A 16,138-nucleotide genomic window follows, 5' to 3' on the forward strand; every position below is an offset into this window, starting at 1 on the left:
CCATGGCCAGCCAGGACTGGTTCGAGAAGGACTTCTACAAGGTCCTCGGGGTGTCGAAGGACGTCAGCGCCGCTGACCTCAAGAAGACGTACCGCAAGCTCGCGCGGAAGTACCACCCGGACTCGAACCCCGGCGATGCCGCGGCCGAGGCGAAGTTCAAGGAGATCAGCGAGGCCTACGCCGTGCTGAACGACCCCACCGAGCGCGAGGAGTACGACTCCCTGCGCGCGATGGGATCCGGCGCCCGGTTCACCCCGGGCGCCGGAGGCGCCGGTGCCGGCGGCTTCGACGACGTGTTCAGCCGCTTCACGCAGAACCGCGGCGGAGCCCAGGACTTCGACGACATCTTCTCGATGTTCAACCAGGGCGGCGGAGGGGGCTTCGGCTCGGGCGGCTTCGGGCGCTCGAGCGGCGGCTTCCGCGGCTTCGGCGGCCCACAGAAGGGCGCGGATGTGCGCGCCCGCACGACCATCGACTTCGTCACGGCCGCGAAGGGCGAGACGATCTCGCTGCAGAGCGAGGACGGCAAGCCGTTCAAGATCAAGATCCCGGCGGGGGTCGCCGACGGGCAGAAGATCCGCCTGCGCGGCAAGGGCCGTCCGTCGCCCGACGGCGGCGATCCCGGCGACATCGTTGTGGAGATCGCGGTGCGCCCGCATCCGGTCTTCACACGAGACGGGCTCAACCTGCGCGTGGTGGTGCCGGTGACGTTCGCCGAGGCGGCGCTCGGCGCGACCATCGAGGTGCCGACGCTGGGCGGCGATCCGGTCAAGCTCCGCGTCGCCCCCGGCACGCCCTCCGGGCGCGTGCTGCGCGTCAAGGGGCGCGGCATCACGTCGTCCAAGGGCACCGGCGACCTGCTCGCCGAGGTGCAGGTGGTGGTGCCGGCGCACCTCGACGACGAGGCCAGGGAGGCACTCGCCCGCTTCGTCGAGGCGGGCCCGCAGGGCAACCCGCGTGACGAGCTGATGGGCCGCGCGCGCGGCTGACCTGCCGGGTGAAGATCGCTCATCCGGATCCGCGGATGAGCGAAGCTGGTGTGAGCACCGGCGGTCGCGAGAGGGGAGAGAGATGAACGACTCATACGAGATCGACGACGACACCCCCGTCTTCGCCATCGCCGTGGCCGCTGACCTCGCCGGCATGCACCCCCAGACGCTGCGCCAGTACGACCGCATCGGCCTGGTTGTGCCCGGGCGCACGCGGGGCGGCTCGCGGCGCTACTCGGCGCGCAACGTCGAGCAGCTCCGCGAGGTCGCCCGGCTGTCGAGCGAGGGGATGAGCCTCGTGGGCATCGCCCGCGTGCTCGACCTCGAGGACGAGGTGCGCGCCCTCCGTCGACGCTGCGCGGATCTCGAGGGAGCGCTCCGCGCGGAGCGCGCCTCCCGACCGGGCGCGCGCGTCTTCGCGGCCGGCGCGACCGGATCCGTCGTCACGCTGCGCGCGGGCACCCGCGTGCGCCGCAGTGCAGAACTCGTGCTGTGGACACCGCAGTCCGTCGAGCACCCCCAGACCCGTCAGCCCACCGAGGGGGAGGAACCCTGATGAGCCCGGTCACCTGGAAGATGCTCGGCGAGACCATCCCGGTCTGGCCGGGCCGCGCCTGGCCCCTCGGCGCGACCTGGTCGCCCGCGTCGACGAACTTCGCCGTGTACACACCCGACGCGACCGGCGTGCAGCTGTGTCTGTTCGACGAGAACGGCGACGAGACCGCGTACGACCTCACAGAGCACATGCTCGGGATCTGGCACGGCGCCCTGCCCGACATCCAGCCGGGTCAGCGCTACGGCTACCGGGTCGCCGGTCCCTGGGACCCGCCGAACGGCCACCGCTTCAACCCCAAGAAGCTGCTGCTCGACCCCTACGCCCGCGCCACGAGCGGCACCATCAAAGCCGAGCAGCCCATCTTCGGCGCGCGAGAGGATCGCCGCCTCGAACCGGACGCCACCGACTCGGCCGCGTACACCGCGCGCAGCGTGGTCGTCGACCCGGCCTTCGACTGGGAGGACGAGGAGGCCGTGCGGCCGCATCATCGGATGCGCGACAGCGTCATCTACGAGCTGCACGTAAAGGGCTTCACGAAGCTCCACGACCGCGTGCCGGAGCACCTGCGCGGCACGTACGCGGGCCTCGCCGATCCGGCCGTCACCTCCTACCTGCGCGACCTCGGCGTCACCACCGTCGAGCTGCTGCCCGTGCAGCAGTTCTTCTCCGAGCCGTGGCTCTCCGAGCGCGGCCTCAGCAACTACTGGGGCTACAACACGATCTCGTACTTCGCGCCGGACGCGTCCTACAGCTCCTCGGGCGATCGCGGCGGTCAGGTGCACGAGTTCAAGCAGATGGTCAAGGCCCTGCACCGCGAGGGCATCGAGGTGATCCTCGACGTCGTCTACAACCACACCGCCGAGGGCGGCCCGGACGGGCCGACGCTCTCGTTCCGCGGCTTCGACGATCGCGGCTTCTACAAGCGCGTGATCGGCCAGGACGGCGCCTTCGACGACCGCTACTGGGACGTCACCGGCTGCGGCAACACCGTCAACGCCTGGAACCCGCTCGCGCTGCGGCTCATCCTCGACTCCCTGCGGTACTGGGTCACCGAGATGCACGTCGACGGCTTCCGTTTCGACCTGATGTCGGCGCTCACCCGCACGGGGTACGACATCGACTTCCAGTGCGCCCTGCTGATCGCGATCGACCAGGATCCGATCCTGCGTCACGTGAAGCTCATCGCCGAGCCGTGGGACGTGTCGATGGACGGCTATCTCGTCGGTCAGATGCCTCCCCAGTGGGCGGAGTGGAACGACAAGTACCGCGACACCATGCGCGACTTCTGGCGCGGGCAGGCGCCCATCCACGCGGTGGCCACGCGGCTGGCGGGATCGAGCGACCTGTATGCCGACGACGGCCGCACCGCGTCGAACAGCATCAACTTCATCACCGCGCACGACGGCTTCACCATGCGCGACCTGGTCTCGTACAACGGCAAGCACAACGAGGCCAACAAAGAGGACAACCGGGACGGCACCGACAACAACCGCTCCTGGAATCACGGTGTCGAGGGCGAGACGAACAACAAGAACGTGCTCGCCCTGCGCCGTCGTCAGGTCGCGAACCTGATGGCGACGCTGTGTCTGTCCAACGGCGTGCCCATGCTGACCGCCGGCGACGAGCGGGGCCGCACGCAGGGCGGCAACAACAACGCGTACTGCCAGGACAACGAGATCTCCTGGATGGACTGGTCGGCGGATGACGCCTGGCTCGACGTGTACGAGATCACCAAGGCCGCGCTGCGGCTGCGGCGCGAGCACCCGGCGCTGCGCCAGCGTCACTGGTTCGAGGGCGCCCCGACCATCCCGGGCGGGCCCGCCGACCTCGCCTGGCTGCACCCCGATGGCCGTCTTATGCGCGGACGCGACTGGAACGATGCGGGCCTGCGCACCATCGGCATGTTCGTCTCGGGCACTCCGCTGCGCGAGCCGGGGCCCCGGGGCGAGCAGCGCATCGACGACTCGTTCGCGCTGTGGTTCAACGCGGGCGATGTGCCGGTGGATCTCCGCCACCCCGAGAACGACTGGATCGACGAGCTCGAGGTCGTGCTGTCCACCGATCCCGGCGCGCCCGTCGGCACCCGGATCAAGATCACCGACCCCCTCCACATCGACGGACGCACCGTGGTCGTGGTCAAGGCGGTCTGAGACCGCCCCGACCACGCCCCTCTACGCGAGCGCCGCGATGCCCAGCTCGGTGGTCGTGTTGAGCAGTTCGTGCCGCGGCACCACGCGCACCGTGTAGCCGAAGGCGCCCGCGCGGTCGAGGCGCACCGAGCCCCCGAACGACGCGCGGGATCCCTCGAACGACTCGCGCAGCGCGAGCGGCACGACCTGCACCGCGGAGAGCTGGTCGTCGTCGCCCGTGCGGCCGTAGGCCAGCTGCACTTCGATGTCCTCGGGCGACAGGCCGCCGAGGGCCACGTGGGCCACGACCTCGAGCGACGATCCGACGGTGGGCGCGATGTCGACGCCGTGGGTCTCGACGTGCTCGACGCGCACGCCGTCCCAGGCCTCGCGCACGCGGCGCTTCCACTCCGCCAGCTCGACGGCGCCGGCGTAGTGCGCGTCGCCGTTCAGGCGCCGGGCGGCGGCGGCGGCCGGGGCGTAGAGCGCGGTGACGTAGTCGCGCACCATGCGCGTGGCCAGCACCTTCGGGCCCAGCGACTCCAGCGTGTGGCGCATCATCTCGAGCCAGCGCATGGGCACGCCGTTGTGGTCGACGTCGTAGAAGCGCGGGGCGACCTCCCGCTCGATGAGGTCGTAGAGAGCCGCGGCCTCGAGGTCGTCGCGCTTGTTCGGATCCGCCAGCCCGTCGGCCGAGGGGATGGCCCAGCCGTTCTGGCCGTCGAACCACTCGTCCCACCAGCCGTCGAGGATGGAGAGGTTGAGGCCGCCGTTGAGCGCTGCCTTCATGCCCGAGGTGCCGCACGCCTCGTAGGGGCGCAGCGGGTTGTTGAGCCACACGTCGCAGCCCGGGTAGAGGGTCTGCGCCATGCCGATCTCGTAGTTGGGCAGGAACACGATGTGGCCGCGCACCTCCGGGTCGTCGGCGAAGCGCACGAGCTCCTGGATCAGGCGCTTGCCGCCGTCGTCGGCGGGGTGGGACTTGCCGGCGATGACCAGCTGGATCGGGCGATCCGGATCCGTCAGCAGCCGCTTCAGGCGATCCTTGTCGCGCAGCATCAGCGTGAGGCGCTTGTACGAGGGCACGCGGCGGGCGAAGCCGATCGTCAGCACGTCGGGGGAGAGGGCGTCGTCGATCCAGCCGAGCTCGGCCGCCGCGGCGCCCCGCGCGAGCCAGGAGGCGCGCAGCCGCGCGCGTGCGTCGAGCACGAGGCGCTCGCGCAGATCGCGCTTGACGCTCCACACCCGCGAGAACGGCACGCCGTCCAGGGCTCGGGCGAACGCCTCGGGGTCGCCGTCGATGTCGGCGCCCACCTCGCTCATCAGCTCCTGGAACTCGCGCGCGACCCAGGTGCCCAGATGCACGCCGTTGGTGATGGACCCGATCGGCACCTCCGACTCACCGAAGTCGGGCCAGAGGCCATTGAACATGTCGCGGCTGACGTGGCCGTGCAGCTGCGAGACGCCGTTCGCGCGCTGCGCGAGGCGGAAGCCCATCACGGCCATGTTGTGCATCCCGGGGTCGCCGCCCTGGTAGTCCTCGGCGCCGAGGGCGAGCACCCGGTCGGTCGGCACGCCGGGCAGCACGCCGCCCTCGGCGGCGAAGTACTGCTGGATCAGCGAGCGCTCGAAGCGGTCGATGCCGGCGGGCACCGGCGTGTGGGTCGTGAAGACGGTGGAGGCGCGCGCCATCTCGAGCGCGTCATCGAACGAGAGGCCGGATCCGCCCTGCTCGGCCGGCAGGGTCAGCTCGCGGATCCGCTCCAGGCCCTGGAACCCGGCGTGGCCCTCGTTGGTGTGGTAGACGTCCGGCACCGGCGCGCCGGTGATGCGGCTGTAGGCGCGCAGCGCGCGCACGCCGCCCACGCCCAGCAGCAGCTCCTGGCGGAGGCGATGCTCTGCGCCGCCGCCGTAGAGGCGGTCGGTGATGTCGACGTAGTGCTCGGGGTTGGGGTCGATGTCGGTGTCGAGCAGCAGCAGGGGCACGCGTCCCACGTGGGCGACCCAGATGCGGGCGCGCAGATCGGGGCCGCCGGGCATCGCGAGCCGCACGACCGCGGGGGATCCGTCCGCCTCGCGCAGCACCGTGAGGGGCTTCTCATCCGGATCGACGAGCGGGTACGACTCGAGCTGCCAGCCTTCGCGCGAGAGCGTCTGGTCGAAGTAGCCGTGGCGGTACAGCAGCCCCACGCCCACCAGCGGCAGACCGAGGTCGCTCGCGGCCTTGAGGTGGTCGCCGGCGAGGATGCCCAGGCCGCCCGAGTACTGGGGCAGCGTCGCCGCGATGCCGAACTCGGGCGAGAAGTACGCGATCGTGCGCGGGGCGTCGGTCAGCTCGCGCTGGTACCAGAGGTCGGCGGCCAGGTAGGCGCGCAGATCGGCGTGCGCGCGCTCGAGCTTGGCGCAGAACTCCGCGTCGGCGGCGAGCTCGTCGAAGCGCGACGCGGGCACCCGGCCCAGCAGGCGCACCGGGTCGTGTGTGCTGTGCCAGAGCTTCGGATCGACGTGGGCGAAGACATCCTGCGTCGGGATGTCCCAGCACCAGCGCAGATTCCCGGCCAGCTCGCCGAGGGCGGCGAGGGATTCGGGCAGGACGGGTCGGACGGTGAGACGTCGGATCGCTCGCATGGCCCCACGCTAATGCCGGCTCCGATGGCCGCGACAGGTCTGCCGGATGAATGTCGGCGACCGGCGCCGGACCTCCGTGAGTCGCACCGTCAGGGGTCCCGGTTACACCCGCGTGAAGGATGACGCAAGGTCTCGCTCCAGACTGGGCATCCTCGCCCCGCCTGTGCCAGGTTGGGGACATGGTCGGCCGTATTCCTGTCATCGACGTGCATCCGATCGTGGACCAGGGGCGCCGCCCCGCGAAGGCCACGGTCGACGAGCCGCTGCCCATCCAGGCCACAGTGTTCCGCGAGGGGCACGATCAGCACGGCGCAGACGTTGTGCTCATCGGTCCCGACGGCGTGCGCCGTGATCCGGCGCGGATGCGTCTGATCGGCGTGGGCACCGACCGCTACGAGGCATGGGTCACCCCCGATGCCGAGGGCGACTGGTCGTTCGAGGTGCGCGGATGGTCCGACCCGCTGGCCACCTGGACGCACGACGCGGGCATCAAGATCCGCGCCGGGGTCGACGTCGACCTCATGTTCCTCGAGGCGCAGCTGCTGCTGAAGCGCATCGGCAAGGAGCACAAGCTCACCACGGCCGAGAAGGCCGCGGTCAAGGCCGCCGCCGCGGCGGCGACGGACGTCGCCCGCCCGGTCGAGGCGCGCCTCGCGGTGCTCGAGGGCCCCGACATCCAGGAACTGTTCGAGCGTCGCCCGCTGCGCGACCTGCTCACCGCGGCCGGCCCGTACCCGCTGTTCGCCGATCGGCGGCGCGCGCTCACCGGCGCCTGGTACGAGTTCTTCCCCCGCTCCGAGGGGGCCACCATCGACGCCGCGACCGGCAAGGTGCGCAGCGGCACGTTCCAGACCGCCGTCCAGAGTCTCGACCGCGTGCAGGCCATGGGCTTCGACGTGCTCTACCTGCCGCCGATCCATCCGATCGGCGAGGTCAACCGCAAGGGCCCGAACAACACCCTCACCCCCGGCCCGGACGACACCGGGTCGCCCTGGGCGATCGGATCCAAGGACGGCGGACACGACGCCATCCACCCCGACCTCGGCACGTTCGCCGACTTCGACGCCTTCGTCGCCGCGGCGAACGCGAAGGGCATCGAGGTCGCGCTCGACCTCGCGCTGCAGGCCGCACCCGATCACCCGTGGGTGACGTCGCATCCGCAGTTCTTCCGGCATCGCGCCGACGGCTCGATCGCCTACGCGGAGAACCCGCCGAAGAAGTACCAGGACATCTACCCGGTGTACTTCGACGACGACTTCGAGGGTGTGGTGCGCGAGGTCACGCGCATCGTGCGCCTGTGGATGTCGCACGGCGTGCGCATCTTCCGCGTGGACAACCCGCACACCAAGCCCGTGATGTTCTGGGAGCGCCTGCTGGGTGACATCAAGGCCACCGATCCGGATGTCGTCTTCCTCAGCGAGGCCTTCACGCGCCCCGCGATGATGCACACGCTCGGCTCGGTGGGCTTCCACCAGTCGTACACCTACTTCACGTGGCGCACCGCGAAGGGCGAGATCGAGGACTACCTGCGCGAGGTCTCGCGCGAGAGCGATCACCTCATGCGGCCGAGCTTCTGGGTGAACACCCCGGACATCCTGCACGCGTCGCTGCAGTACGGCGGTCCCGCGATGTTCGCCATCCGGGCGACCCTCGCGGCCCTCGCCACCCCGACCTGGGGCATGTATGCGGGATACGAGCTGTTCGAGCACGTGTCGGTCAAGCCCGGATCCGAGGAGTACCTCGACAGCGAGAAGTATCAGATCCGGATCCGCGACTGGGACGCGGCGAACGAGAGCGGCCGCACCCTCGCGCCGTACATCGCCCGCCTCAACGAGATCCGCCGCGCCCACCCCGCGCTGGGACTGCTGCGCAACCTCGTGGTGCACGCCGCCGACGACGAGAACATCCTCGTCTTCTCGAAGACGCACGAGGACGACACCGTCATCGCGGTGATCAACCTCGACCCGCACGGAGCGCACGCGACGACGGTGCACCTCGACCTCGCCGCCGCGGGCCTTCCCGAGCAGTTCATCGTGAAGGACGAGCTGACCGGCGCCGAGTGGTCGTGGGGCGCCGACAACTACGTGCGCCTCGACCCCGTCGGAGACGTCGCGCACATCCTGACCGTCCGGAAGCCGTAAACGCCCGAAGCCGTCGCAGTACCCGAAGGAGGAAGCGCACGTGACTCCCGAGCCCGCGCCGTACACGTCGGCCATCCCGATCCTGTCGCAGGAGCCGTTCCCGGATCAGCCGCAGGATCGCGCCCAACCCGACTGGTTCAAGACCGCCGTCTTCTACGAGGTGCTGGTGCGGTCGTTCAAGGACAGCGACGGCGACGGCATGGGCGATTTCCGCGGGCTCATCGAGAAGCTCGACTACCTCGAGTGGCTCGGGGTCGACTGCCTGTGGCTTCCGCCCTTCTTCCCGTCGCCCCTGCGCGACGGCGGCTACGACGTCGCCGACTACACGGGCGTGCTGCCCGAGCTCGGCACAACGGCCGACTTCCAGGAGTTCCTCGACGCCGCGCACGCCCGCGGCATCCGGGTGATCATCGACTTCGTCATGAACCACACCTCGGACGAGCACCCGTGGTTCCAGGAGAGCCGCCGTGACCCGGACGGACCCTACGGCGACTTCTACGTGTGGAGCGACACCGACGAGCTCTACGAGGACGCGCGGATCATCTTCGTCGACACCGAGCCGAGCAACTGGACCTGGGATCCGGTGCGTCAGCAGTACTTCTGGCACCGCTTCTTCTCGCACCAGCCCGACCTGAACTTCGACAACCCGAAGGTGCACGAGGCGATGCTCGACGCCATGCGGTTCTGGCTCGACATGGGGCTCGACGGCTTCCGCCTCGACGCGGTGCCCTACCTCTACGAGCGTCCCGGCACCAACGGCGAGAACCTGCCCGAGACGCACGAGTTCCTCCGCAAGGTGCGCCAGATCGTCGATCGCGAGTACCCGGGCCGGGTGCTGCTGGCCGAGGCGAACCAGTGGCCCGCCGATGTCGTCGACTACTTCGGCGACCCCGCGGTCGGCGGCGACGAGTGCCACATGTGCTTCCACTTCCCGGTGATGCCGCGCATCTTCATGGCCGTGCGTCGCGAGCAGCGCTTCCCGATCTCGGAGATCCTCGCGCAGACGCCGCCGATCCCGTCGGGATGCCAGTGGGGCATCTTCCTGCGCAACCATGACGAGCTCACGCTCGAGATGGTGACGGACGAGGACCGCGACTACATGTGGAACGAGTACGCGCAGGATCCGCGGATGAAGGCGAACATCGGCATCCGGCGGCGACTGGCCCCGCTGCTCGAGAACGACATCGACCAGATCGAGCTGTTCACCGCCCTGCTGCTGTCGCTGCCCGGATCGCCCGTGCTCTACTACGGCGACGAGATCGGCATGGGCGACAACATCTGGCTCGGCGACCGCGACGGCGTGCGCACGCCGATGCAGTGGACCGGCGACCGCAACGCGGGCTTCTCGTCGGCCAACCCGGGCAAGCTCTCCCTGCCCGTGGTTCAGGATCCGGTCTACGGCTACCTGGCCGTCAACGTCGAGGCGCAGCAGGAGAACCGCTCGTCGCTGCTGCACTGGACGCGCCAGATCATCCAGGCCCGCAAGCGCCATCCGGCCTTCGGACTCGGGAGCTTCAACGACCTAGGCGGCTCGAACCCGTCCGTGCTGTCGTACACGCGCGAGCACGAGAACGCCGACGGATCCGTCGACGTCATCCTGTGCGTCAACAACCTGTCGCAGTTCCCCCAGCCGGTGGAGCTGGATCTGCGTCGGTTCCAGGGCATGGTGCCCATCGAGCTGGTGGGCGGCGTCGCCTTCCCGCAGATCGGCGAGCTGCCGTACCTGTTGACGCTGGGGGGACATGCGTTCTACTGGTTCCAGCTGCATGCGCCGGCTGACGAGCAGGAAGAGGTGGGACTGCTGTGAGCAATGACCTCGGCATCGATTGGGAGGCGTACCTCTCGCGCACGCGGTGGTTCGGCGGCAAGGGCAGGCCGTTCCGCGTCGGCTCCGTCACGCAGCTCGCCGAACTGGCCGGCGATGACGCCGACCTGCGGGCGACCGTGTACCTCGTCACCGTCGACTACACGGATGAGGAAGGCGGCTCCGAGCAGTACCAGGTGCCGCTGTCGTCCTACGACGAACCGCAGGATCGGATCGCGTACGCGTTCGTCGGATCCGCGGCATCCGGATCCGCAGTGCGTCACGTCTACGACGGTGTGCACGATCGCGACGCGATGGCGCTCTGGCTCGAGGGGCTCGTCGCGGCGGAGGAGACGGGATCGGCGGATCGCGACGGGCTCCGATTCCGGCGCGTGCCGGGCACGACCCTCTCGCCCGCGCTCGTGTCGTCGCCGCTGACCGGTGAGCAGTCCAACTCGTCGGTGCGCTTCGACGACACCGCGATCATGAAGGTCTTCCGCAAGGTCAGCCCGGGCGTGAACCCCGACATCGAGATCCACGAGGTGCTCACGCGCGGCGGATCGGCCGACATCGCGGCCCTGTACGGATGGGTCGAGATCGACCTGCCCGACGGCGGCCTGCTGCAGCTCGCGATGATCCAGGAGTTCCTGCGCACCGCCACCGACGGCTTCGAGCTCGCGACCGGCAGCGTGCGCATGGTCATGGCAGACCTCGAGCTCGAGGTGGAGGACTCCGGCGGCGACTTCGCCGGCGAGGCCACCCGCCTCGGCGAAGCGCTCGCCGCGGTGCACGCCATGCTGCGTGACAGCTTCCCGAGCGAGCGCCGCAACTCGGGCGCCACCGGCGAACTGGCGGCGTCGATGGTGGCTCGCCTCGAGCAGGCCGCCCGCATCGTGCCCGAGATCGAGCCCTACTGCGAGCGCCTGCGCGACGCGTACAGCGCGCTCGCGCGGCTCGATGATCTCGAGGTGCAGCGCCTGCACGGCGACCTGCATCTCGGCCAGACCCTGCGCACCACCGACGGGTGGAAGATCGTCGACTTCGAGGGCGAGCCCGGCCGCCCGTTCGGCGAGCGTGTGCTGCCCGACTCCCGCTGGCGGGACGTCGCGGGCATGCTGCGCTCGTTCGACTACGCGGCACGCGTGGTCGAGCTCGGCATCCCCGCGGTGGACGAGGCCGAGGCCGCCCTGCGCGCGCAGCGCGCGAGAGAGTGGTCCGCCCGCGCGCGCCGGCATTTCCTGGAGGGATACGTCGCCTCGCTCGGATCCTCCGCCGGATCCGAGGAGGAGCGCCGCATCCTGCTGGATGCCTACGTGGCCGACAAGGCCGTCTACGAAGCTGTCTACGAGAAGCGCAATCGGCCGACGTGGATCGGGATCCCGCTGGCCGCGCTGGAACGGATCGGTACCCGATGACCTCTGCCACCCCGAACGCCGGCCCCGAGATCCGTCCCGTCGATCAGCACGTGCTGTCCGCGATCGCCGCGGGCACGCACCACGACCCGCACGGCGTGCTCGGAGCGCATCCGCATGACGGAGGCGTCACCGTGCGCGTGCTGAAGCCGCTCGCCGCCAAGGTGGTGGTCGGGTTCGAGGCCTCGCCGGCGAACGGCGTCAACGAGGTCGAGCTCACGCACGAGCAGGACGGCATCTGGGTGGGTGTGCTGCCGATCGCCGAGGTGCCGACCTACCGGGTCGCGACCACGTACGGCGAGGGGGACGAGACCACGACGGTCGTGTCGGACGACCCCTACCGCTTCCTGCCCACGCTCGGCGAGGTCGATCAGCACCTCATCGGCGAGGGGCGCCACGAGCAGCTGTGGACCGTGCTCGGCGCGCACGTGAAGACCTTCGACGGCCTGGGCGTGGCACCCGACGTCACCGGCACCGCCTTCGCGGTGTGGGCGCCGCGCGCGCAGGCCGTGCGGCTGAAGGCCGACTTCAACAGCTGGGACGGCCGCGAGCACCCCATGCGCCGCCTCGGATCGTCGGGCATCTGGGAGCTCTTCGTGCCGGACGTCGGATCGGGCACGCACTACAAGTACGCGATCCTCGGGCAGGACGGCGTGTGGCGCGAGAAGGCCGACCCTATGGCCGGGTACGCCGAGAAGCCGCCGATGACGGCCTCCATCGTGCACGCGTCGAGCTACGAGTGGGGAGACGACGAGTGGCTCGCCCAGCGCGCCGCCCACGCGGGACGCGGTCACACCGATCGCCCCATGTCGATCTACGAGGTGCATCTCGGATCGTGGCGCAAGGACCTCTCGTACGAGCAGCTGGCCGATCAGCTGGTCGGCTACGTGTCCGACCTCGGCTTCACGCACGTCGAGTTCATGCCGGTGATGCAGCACCCCTTCGGCGGCTCGTGGGGTTACCACGTGACCGGCTACTACGCCCCCGACAGCCGCTTCGGCGATCCGGACGGCCTGCGCCTCCTGATCGACAGGCTGCACCAGGCGGGCGTCGGGGTGATCCTCGACTGGGTGCCCGGCCACTTCGCCACCGACGAGTGGGCCCTGGTGAAGTTCGACGGCGCGCCCCTCTACGAGGACCCGAACCCGCAGCGCGGCTGGCACAAGGAGTGGGGCTCCCACATCTTCGACTTCGGCAACCCGCCGGTGCGCAATTTCCTCTATGCCAACGCCCTCTACTGGCTCGAGGAGTTCCACGCCGACGGACTGCGCGTCGACGGCGTGGCCTCGATGCTCTACCTCGACTACTCCCGCGAGGCGGGGGAGTGGACGCCGAACAAACACGGCGGCCGCGAGAACCTCGAGGCCGTGCAGTTCCTGCAGGAGATGAACGCCACGGTCTACAAGCGCGTGCCCGGCGTGGTGACGATCGCCGAGGAGTCCACGTCGTGGCCCGGCGTCACCCGCCCCACCTCGGGCGGCGGCCTGGGCTTCGGCTTCAAGTGGAACATGGGCTGGATGCACGACTCGCTCGGGTACCTCGGTCGGGATCCGATCTACCGCAGCCACCACCACGGCGAGATGACCTTCGCGCTGGTCTACGCGTGGAGCGAGAACTTCGTGCTGCCGATCTCGCACGACGAGGTCGTGCACGGCAAGGGCTCGCTGCTGCGCAAGGCGCCGGGTGACCGCTGGCGCCAGCTCGCGTCGCTGCGCGCGTACCTCGCGTACATGTGGGCACATCCGGGCAAGCAGCTGCTGTTTATGGGCTCGGAGTTCGGTCAGGAGTCGGAGTGGGCCGAGTCGCGCGAGCTGGACTGGTGGCTGCTGGATCTGCCGGACCACCTGGGCGTGCACCGCGCGATGAAGGACATCAACGCCCGCTACAAGGAGACCCCGGCGCTGTGGGCGCAGGACACCACTCCGGCGGGCTTCGAGTGGCTGGTGTCGGACGACGCGGGCGCCAACGTGTTCGCGTGGGTGCGGCGGGACGGCGAGGGGGGCGCGCCCCTCGTGTCGATCACGAACTTCTCGGCTCAGCCGCACTCGCACTACCGGCTGCGCTTCCCGCAGCCGGGTGTGTGGGACGAGGTGCTCAACACCGACGCCGTGGACTTCGGCGGCTCGGGCGTCGGCAACCTCGGCCGCGTCGAGGTCACGGGTGACTCCGCCGAGATCGCCGTGCCGCCCCTGGCCACGGTGTGGTTCCGGCTCGCGGAGCCCGCGGCGCCCGAGGCGCCCACGGTCTGACGCGCCTCGCGCTCGTTCCTCTCTCGCTCCCGGCTCGTTCGTCGAGCGAGGGAGGAACGACCGAGTCGAGACGCGCAAGCCTCCGCAGGTTCGCGCCCGCTCGCTCGCGCCCCGCTCGCTCGCGCCCCGCTCGTTCGTCGAGCGAGGGAGGAACGACCGAGTCGAGACGCCCCAAGCCCCCATTCGAGACATCCGACCAATAAGCTCGCTGCATGGCAGTGACGGATGAAGCGATCGCCGGCATCAAGCAGATGATCGTGTCGGGCGAGATCGGGCCGGGCGACCGGCTGCCCCCCGAGAAGGAACTCAGCGAGAAGCTGGGTCTCTCGCGCAGCTCCCTGCGTGAGGCGGTGAAGGCGCTCGAGGTCATCCGCGTGCTCGACGTGCGGCGCGGCGACGGTACGTACGTCACGAGTCTCGAGCCGCATCTGCTGCTCGAGGCGATGTCGTTCGTTGTGGATCTGCACCAGGACGACTCGATCCTCGAGATCTTCGCAGTGCGGCGCATGCTCGAGCCGCAGGCGACCGCGCTCGCCGCGCGGGAGGCGTCGGACGACGACGTGGCGGACATCCGATCCCTGCTCGACTCGCTCGGCACGGATCCGGACATCGACGAGCTCATCGCCCACGACATCGACTTCCACAATCGTGTCGCGCGCAGCGCCGGCAATGCCTACCTCGCGAGCCTGCTCGAGTCGCTGTCGGGCCGTACCGTGCGCGCGCGGGTCTGGCGGGCCATCACCGAGGGCGGATCCGTCGAGCGCACGATCGGCGAGCATCACGCGATCCTCGATGCGGTGGCGAATCGCGATCCGAATCTCGCGTCGGCGCTGATGACCGCGCACGTCGCAGGCGTCGAGGAGTGGGTACGCAGGAGCGTGCAGTGAACGGCGCGACGCCTGCGGGCGGGGTGCTGGATGCCCATGTGCACGTCTGGGCGCCGTCGCGGCTGGCGTACCCGTGGCTTCGCGACGAGCCGGCGCTCGATCGCGACTTCGGGCCCGACGACGTCGACGACGCGGACGGCGCGATCACGGAGTGGGTGTTCGTCGAGGCCGACTCGAGCGCACCGCTCGACGAGGTCGCTTGGGTGTCGGGCCTTGCCTGGCCGGGGTTGCGCGCGATCGTCGCGAAGGTGGATCTGCGGCATCCGCGGCTCGACGAGCTGACGCAGGCGCCCCTCGTACGCGGTGTGCGGCACCTGTTGCAGGATCAGCGGATCACCGAAGACCTCCTGCCGGGTCTGCGGGCGGCCGGCGAGCGGGGACTGACGTTCGACGCGACCGTGCGGTGGCCGCAGCTGGACGCGCTCGCGGCGCTGCTCGCGGCGGCGCCGGGCACGCCGACGGTGCTGGACCACCTCGGCAAGCCGCCCGTGCGCATGGGCCTCGACAGCGCCGAGGGGCAGGAGTGGCGGCGGTCGATCCACCGCATCGCGGCGCTGCCGCACGTGCAGGTCAAGCTCTCGGGTCTGCCCGCCGAGGGCGGACTGGGGCACGAGTTTCTCGAGGAGACGCTCGAAGCCTTCGGATCCGAGCGCTGCCTGTTCGGCGGCGACTGGCCCGTCTCCGGTGTGCCGGGCGCGGGCACGCCCGTCGCCGATGCCCTCGCCGCCGTGCGCTCCGTGACGTCGGACGAGCGGGTCTTCGGCGCCAACGCCCGCGCCTTCTACGGCGTGTGACGCGCCACCCCCCCCGTTCGTCGAGCGAGCGGAGCGAGTCGAGACGCCCCGCGGCTCCGCCCCCCACCACCCCTCGTTCGTCGAGCGAGCGGAGCGAGTCGAGACGCCCAGGCTTCGCGGGGGCACAGGCGCCGCGCGGTTGCGGCGTTTCGACTCCTCGCTGGCGCTCGTCGCTCAACGAGCGGGTGGGTGGGTGCCCCACGCCCCTCGCCCCTCTCCCAAACCTCACGCCCCTCACCCCCCCCGTTCGTCGAGCGAGCGGAGCGAGTCGAGACGCCCAGGCTTCGTGGGGGCACAGGCGCGGCGCGCGGCTTGGGCGTTTCGACTCCTCGCTGGCGCTCGTCGCTCAACGAACGGGTGGGTGAGCGTCGTGGGGGCTCAGGTGGCGCGCGGCTTGGGCGTTTCGACTCCTCGCTGCGCTCGTCGCTCAACGAACGGGTGGGTGGGTGCCCCACGTCCCACGCCCCTCGCCCCTCGCCCCTCGCCCAAGCCTCGCGCCCCTCACCCCCCCGTTCGTCGAGCGAGCGGAGCGAGTCGAGACGCCCAGGC

The 16,138-nt window shown here is 70.2% G+C and carries 10 protein-coding genes; 9 read left to right on the plus strand and 1 reads right to left on the minus strand.

From position 1 onward, the window contains the following. Positions 1-2: 2 nt before the first annotated feature. The 3 genes from J5V96_RS04810 (at position 3) to glgX (ending at position 3,695) form a co-directional block, all read left to right on the plus strand. The gene (locus J5V96_RS04810; protein WP_208501072.1) at positions 3-989 is read left to right on the plus strand and encodes a DnaJ C-terminal domain-containing protein; all 987 of its coding nucleotides are present in this window, start codon (positions 3-5) and stop codon (positions 987-989) included. 82 nt (positions 990-1,071) lie between these two features. Continuing rightward, positions 1,072-1,545, plus strand: a complete 474-nt coding sequence (locus tag J5V96_RS04815; protein WP_208501074.1) for a heat shock protein transcriptional repressor HspR — start codon at positions 1,072-1,074, stop codon at positions 1,543-1,545. Then, positions 1,545-3,695 (plus strand): glycogen debranching protein GlgX, encoded by a 2,151-nt coding sequence (glgX, locus tag J5V96_RS04820; RefSeq protein ID WP_208501076.1) that lies wholly within the window; start codon positions 1,545-1,547, stop codon positions 3,693-3,695. The genes J5V96_RS04815 and glgX overlap by 1 nt, the downstream gene beginning before the upstream one ends. 21 nt (positions 3,696-3,716) lie before the next feature. Here the strand turns inward: glgX and glgP are convergent, their stop codons facing one another. Continuing rightward, complete coding sequence (gene glgP / locus J5V96_RS04825; RefSeq protein WP_208501085.1) at positions 3,717-6,302, minus strand: alpha-glucan family phosphorylase; 2,586 nt, start codon at positions 6,300-6,302, stop codon at positions 3,717-3,719. 179 nt (positions 6,303-6,481) lie between these two features. On the opposite strand from glgP, the gene J5V96_RS04830 reads away from it, so the two are divergent. The 6 genes from J5V96_RS04830 (at position 6,482) to J5V96_RS04855 (ending at position 15,589) form a co-directional block, all read left to right on the plus strand. Continuing rightward, positions 6,482-8,443 (plus strand): maltotransferase domain-containing protein, encoded by a 1,962-nt coding sequence (locus tag J5V96_RS04830; RefSeq protein ID WP_208501086.1) that lies wholly within the window; start codon positions 6,482-6,484, stop codon positions 8,441-8,443. A gap of 82 nt (positions 8,444-8,525) precedes the next feature. Then, entirely contained in the window at positions 8,526-10,250 is a 1,725-nt protein-coding gene (gene treS, locus J5V96_RS04835; RefSeq protein WP_236014566.1) for a maltose alpha-D-glucosyltransferase, read from the plus strand. Then, the gene (locus J5V96_RS17355; protein WP_208501096.1) at positions 10,247-11,662 is read left to right on the plus strand and encodes a maltokinase N-terminal cap-like domain-containing protein; all 1,416 of its coding nucleotides are present in this window, start codon (positions 10,247-10,249) and stop codon (positions 11,660-11,662) included. Before treS ends, J5V96_RS17355 begins: the two co-directional genes overlap by 4 nt. Then, positions 11,659-13,908 carry a 1,4-alpha-glucan branching protein GlgB gene (gene glgB, locus J5V96_RS04845; RefSeq protein ID WP_208501098.1) on the plus strand — a complete coding sequence of 750 codons (2,250 nt, stop codon included), beginning with the start codon at positions 11,659-11,661 and terminating at the stop codon, positions 13,906-13,908. The genes J5V96_RS17355 and glgB overlap by 4 nt, the downstream gene beginning before the upstream one ends. Before the next feature lie 212 nt (positions 13,909-14,120). Then, positions 14,121-14,795 (plus strand): FadR/GntR family transcriptional regulator, encoded by a 675-nt coding sequence (locus tag J5V96_RS04850; protein WP_208501100.1) that lies wholly within the window; start codon positions 14,121-14,123, stop codon positions 14,793-14,795. Then, complete coding sequence (locus tag J5V96_RS04855) at positions 14,792-15,589, plus strand: amidohydrolase family protein (RefSeq protein ID WP_208501108.1); 798 nt, start codon at positions 14,792-14,794, stop codon at positions 15,587-15,589. Before J5V96_RS04850 ends, J5V96_RS04855 begins: the two co-directional genes overlap by 4 nt. Positions 15,590-16,138: the final 549 nt, after the last annotated feature.

Origin of the sequence: Microbacterium stercoris (assembly GCF_017592545.1) — a bacterium.
GTDB lineage: Bacteria > Actinomycetota > Actinomycetes > Actinomycetales > Microbacteriaceae > Microbacterium > Microbacterium stercoris.